The sequence below is a fragment of the Microcystis sp. M53603_WE2 genome (genome assembly GCF_030065435.1).
The window spans coordinates 1-4,380 of the sequence record NZ_JASJFF010000050.1; the positions used below are offsets into that span (position 1 = coordinate 1).

The 4,380-nt window shown below is 46.3% G+C and carries 4 protein-coding genes; 3 read left to right on the forward strand and 1 reads right to left on the reverse strand.

The window, feature by feature from the left end; all coding sequences use genetic code 11:
- From PX481_RS01170 to PX481_RS01175, 3 genes are all read left to right on the forward strand, one after another.
- The coding region (locus PX481_RS01170) for a proton-conducting transporter transmembrane domain-containing protein (RefSeq protein WP_288093243.1) at positions 1 to 1,218 on the forward strand (1,218 nt) is incomplete at its 5' end.
- A 148-nt stretch (positions 1,219 to 1,366) separates the two neighbouring features.
- Positions 1,367 to 1,567, forward strand: coding sequence for a hypothetical protein (locus PX481_RS29530; protein ID WP_012266167.1), 201 nt, complete (start codon positions 1,367 to 1,369; stop codon positions 1,565 to 1,567).
- 248 nt (positions 1,568 to 1,815) lie between these two features.
- Positions 1,816 to 2,622: an MlaE family lipid ABC transporter permease subunit gene (locus PX481_RS01175; protein WP_002763514.1), complete on the forward strand. Its 807-nt coding sequence runs from the start codon at positions 1,816 to 1,818 to the stop codon at positions 2,620 to 2,622.
- A gap of 411 nt (positions 2,623 to 3,033) precedes the next feature.
- On the opposite strand, the gene PX481_RS01180 is transcribed toward PX481_RS01175, so the two are convergent.
- Positions 3,034 to 4,281: a glutamate-5-semialdehyde dehydrogenase gene (locus PX481_RS01180; RefSeq protein WP_002763515.1), complete on the reverse strand. Its 1,248-nt coding sequence runs from the start codon at positions 4,279 to 4,281 to the stop codon at positions 3,034 to 3,036.
- Between the last annotated feature and the right edge of the window lie 99 nt (positions 4,282 to 4,380).

The following is a 4,380-nucleotide window of genomic DNA, read 5'->3' on the forward strand; positions in this document are numbered from 1 at the left end:
CGGATGTATCCCGTTTTTGAGCCAATTCCCACGGCGATGACGGTAATTGCTTGGACGGGGGCCTTTACCGCCTTTCTAGGGGCAAGTATCGCCCTCACCCAGAATGATATAAAAAAGGGTTTAGCCTATTCCACCATCTCCCAATTGGGTTATATGGTTATGGCTATGGGTATCGGCGCTTATAGTGCCGGGTTATTCCACCTGATGACCCACGCTTATTTTAAAGCGATGTTGTTCCTCGGTTCTGGTTCGGTCATCCACGGTATGGAGGATGTGGTCGGTCATGAGCCGGTTTTAGCGCAAGATATGCGGATGATGGGCGGTTTACGCAAGTATATGCCCATTACTGCCCTAACTTTCCTGGTGGGAACTCTGGCCATCTGTGGGATTCCTCCCTTCGCTGGTTTCTGGTCGAAGGATGAAATTCTCGGTTTAGCTTTTGAGGCGAACCCGTCCTTATGGTTAATCGGTTGGGCCACTGCGGGTTTAACGGCTTTTTATATGTTCCGGATGTACTTTAACACCTTTGAAGGGGAGTTTAGAGGGACTAATAAGGAGATTAAACGCCGACTGTTAGCCAATGCGGGTGCGATTCCGGCTTTTGGACCGGGGGCAATGAATGTTAAGCAATTGGACTCGGAAGCACAGGAAGAAGACAACCACGGCCATCATGCCCATGAACCCCACGAATCGCCAATTACGATGACTTTACCTCTAATGATTTTAGCGGTTCCTTCTTTGTTAATCGGTTTGGTGGGTAAACCTTGGCAGAATTTCTTCGAGGGTTTTATTCATGTTCCTAACGAAGTAGTGGAAGAAGTTCATGCTTTTGATTGGACGGAGTTTCTGATTATGGCGGGTAATTCGGTGGGGATTGCTTTAATCGGGATTACTGTCGCTTCTTTGATGTATCTCCAGAAGAAAATTGACCCCGCAACTATTGCCGAAAAATTCCCCGTTTTGTATCGTTTTTCCCTGAACAAATGGTACATTGATAATCTGTATGATCGAGTTTTCGTCCAGGGTTGTCGTCGTCTCGCGCGGCAAATTATGGAAGTGGATTATCGCGTTATCGATGGGGCAGTGAATTTAACTGGTTTAGCTACTCTTGTCAGTGGTGAAGGTCTCAAATACCTCGAAAATGGTCGCGCCCAATTCTATGCTTTAATTGTCTTTGCCGCAGTTTTGGGTTTAGTAATTGTCTATAGTCTGGTGTAGATTTTTAATCGGTTGACTAAAGATTTTTAGGGGCGCAAAGCCCCTTTTTTCAGCTTTAAGTCCCCCTTTTTAAGGGGAATTTAGGGGGAGCAAACTTTTTCAGCCAACCCTATTTAGGGGCTGCTGAAAAAGCTTTTCTGGGGGCAGGGTGTGGGGTGTGGGGTGTGGGGTGTGGGGTTTGATCGATTTTCAGGTGGTCAACTACCTAATTTTCAGGGAAAAAGTCCCGGAATTTTCCCCCCTATCCCCGCAATGGCTGGCACTTTTTGAGGGGAAAAAAGTCCAAAAGTCTTATCCAACAAGGTTTTTAGATTTATTCAGCCAACCCTATTTAAACCGCTTATACTAAATCCGTTGAGTATAGGCTACTTATAGAGGAGAGGCACTCATGCAACAGGCAAGAGGCAAAAGGGGGAATAAATAATCAGTTTTTAATAACCAGATTTAGTATCAGTTCCTCTGAACTTAGATGTTCGGCTAAGTCAGCTTTCTTGGGCATTTTATCTCCTTGTCTTTACTCGTTTTATTATAACAGGATTTGGTATTAGAAGACAAAACAGGATAGACTTTTCTCTAGTCCGATCGATTTTGGGGACAATGAAGGATTTATTGGCGATTTTTAGCAAGGAATTAAGCTCTTGGTTTCGGCGCTGTTGGTTAGCGGTACTATTGACCGGCAGGGTTTTTTACTTCCTATTCACGCGCCAACCCGATTGGCGCGTCACCCAAGAACAAATGGTAGCAGCCGGGCCCGCCTCGCTGATTATCGCCATGATCACGGCCGCGGTGATCGGGATGATCTTTACGATCCAAGTGGCCCGGGAGTTCCAAGCTTTGGGCGCTGGCAGTATGGTGGGGGGAATTTTGGCCCTTGCTCTCGGTCGGGAACTCTGTCCGATTATGATGGCGATCGTGGTAGCTGGTCGGGTAGGATCGGCTTTTGCGGCGGAAATCGGTACCATGAAGGTGACAGAGCAGATCGACGCACTCTATATGCTCAAAACCGATCCCGTGGAATATCTGGTGCTGCCCCGTTTAATTGCCTGTTGTCTGATGGTTCCCGCTTTGAGTGTTATGGCGTTGCTGATCGGTTTAGGTAGCGGTTTGCTAGTCGGCCAAAGTTTATACGGGATTGCCAATTCAGTTTTTCTCGACTCGGTTCGCGGTTTTCTGGGTGTGGGAGATGTGCTGAGTGGACCGGTTAAAGGGTTGGTTTTTGGGGCTTTAATTGCGATTATCGGCTGTAATTGGGGTTTAACGACCGATGGCGGTGCTAAAGGAGTCGGCCAAGCTACGACCGCGGCCGTAGTCACTATGCTCTTAGCGATTTTTGTATCTAATCTGCTGATGACTTGGATCTTGTTCCAAGGATCTGGCAATAGTTCGGTTTTGTTTGGACAGTAATTTCAGTTAAAAACTGTCATTTTCTCGCCATTGTTCTAATACTAAATCCAGTTATTAAAGACTGATTATTTATTCCTCCTTTTGCCTCTTGCCCCCGCCCCCCCCGATGTCGTAGGGTTGATTCATGAATCAACCCTACCCCTACCCCCACGAAAAACTTTTTGCCGCAGACCACTAGGTAGGGTTGGCTGATGTTGGGTAAGACTTTTAGACTTTTTTTCCCTCAAAAAGTGCCAACCATTGGAGTGATCGGGGGTAAAATTCCTGGACTTTTTCCCTGAAAATTAGGTAACTGACCCCCTCAAAATCCCTAAAACCCCACACCCCACACCCCACACCCCACACCCTGTCCCCACGAAAAACTTTTTGCCGCAAACCCTAGCTAACTTAACAATACCCAGTTCACCAAAACTACCCCTGCACCACCTGTTTAAGGGTGGTAAAGGTTTCTAGGTTGATTAACCCCCGGCGCTGGCCTTTTTGGTTGGAAATGCCCAAAAACACCGATTCTCCCTGTTTGGGATTGCGATCGAATCGGGGTGAAGAATTGATATAAACTAAAGCACTATCGGACTCCATGGCGAATTGACGACTTTCTCGATAGGATTCGGTGACAATACAATCCGCGTGACCGCTACTATACTTATTAATCCAAGCGATCGCATCAGTGAGGGTATCCACTAACCTAAAGGCCACCGTTTTTTCTAAATAGGGTCTTTGCCAATCATTATCGGTAGCAATGGTTAAATGTTCGGGAAAATCCGCCGCTAATCGGTTATCTCCCCGCAATTTAAAGCCTTTTTCCTGCAAACTTTTAAACAAACGACTTAAAGTTGAAGAATTGTGATGGGGACTAATTAAAACTTTTTCGATCGCGTTAACCGGATCGGGTATGCTGCCATGACTATCGATAATTACCTGACGAGCTAACTCCAAATCGCCACTAGGAGACCAATACAAATAACAGTTTCCCATGGCCGCACGCAAAACGGGAACCGTGGCCAATTGACTCACCCGACCGATTAAACTAGGGCGACCGTAGGGAATAATCAAATTAACATAATTTTCCTGCGTCAGCAACTCCTCTAGGGAGGGACTAGAATCGCAGGGTAAACCACTCACACAATCCACGGGTAAACCCACATCTTCCAAAGCTTCTTGGATAATTTCCGTAATCACTCCATCGGAATGACTAGAGGCATTGGAACCGCGAATAATCAAACTATTGCCACTTTTTAGGGAAAATCCCGCCGCTACCATCGCTAATTCGGGAAAACCTTCATAGACTAAGGCAATCACTCCTAAAGGCATCCTTTGGCAATAGGTTTGGGAAGGATTCAGTTGATAGGCAGCGTTAATTACCTGTTGCAGCGGATCCGATGCTTCCGCTAGTTGTTGCAATACCTCCACCGTCGTCTCTAAACGTTCGGGAGTTAACCGTAACCAGCGAATCATTTGTTCTGAGACGGCCATCTCTCGACTGACTTCTAAATCGAGGGTATTGGCTTCTAAAATGCGATCAAAGCCAGTTTTAATGGCATTAGCGATCGCGATTACCCCGCGATTTCTTTCGTTGCCATTGAATTGACCTAGATCCAGAAAAGCATTGTATGCTTGCTTAAAGATCGTCGGGGGGGTTTTGGGGGAACTTTCGATCATAGATTCTTGTCTAGCGTCGATAGGCTAACCAAAAGATGAATGCGGGCAAAATAACTAATAGCATAACTAGAATTGCCCCAAAAATCACGCTTACCCCCG

Coding starts and splice junctions, on each gene's coding strand:
- PX481_RS01175 (WP_002763514.1), top strand. CDS start 1,816: ATGAAGGATTTATTGGCGATTTTTAGCAAGGAATTAAGCTCTTGGTTT.
- PX481_RS01180 (WP_002763515.1), bottom strand. CDS start 4,281: ATGATCGAAAGTTCCCCCAAAACCCCCCCGACGATCTTTAAGCAAGCA.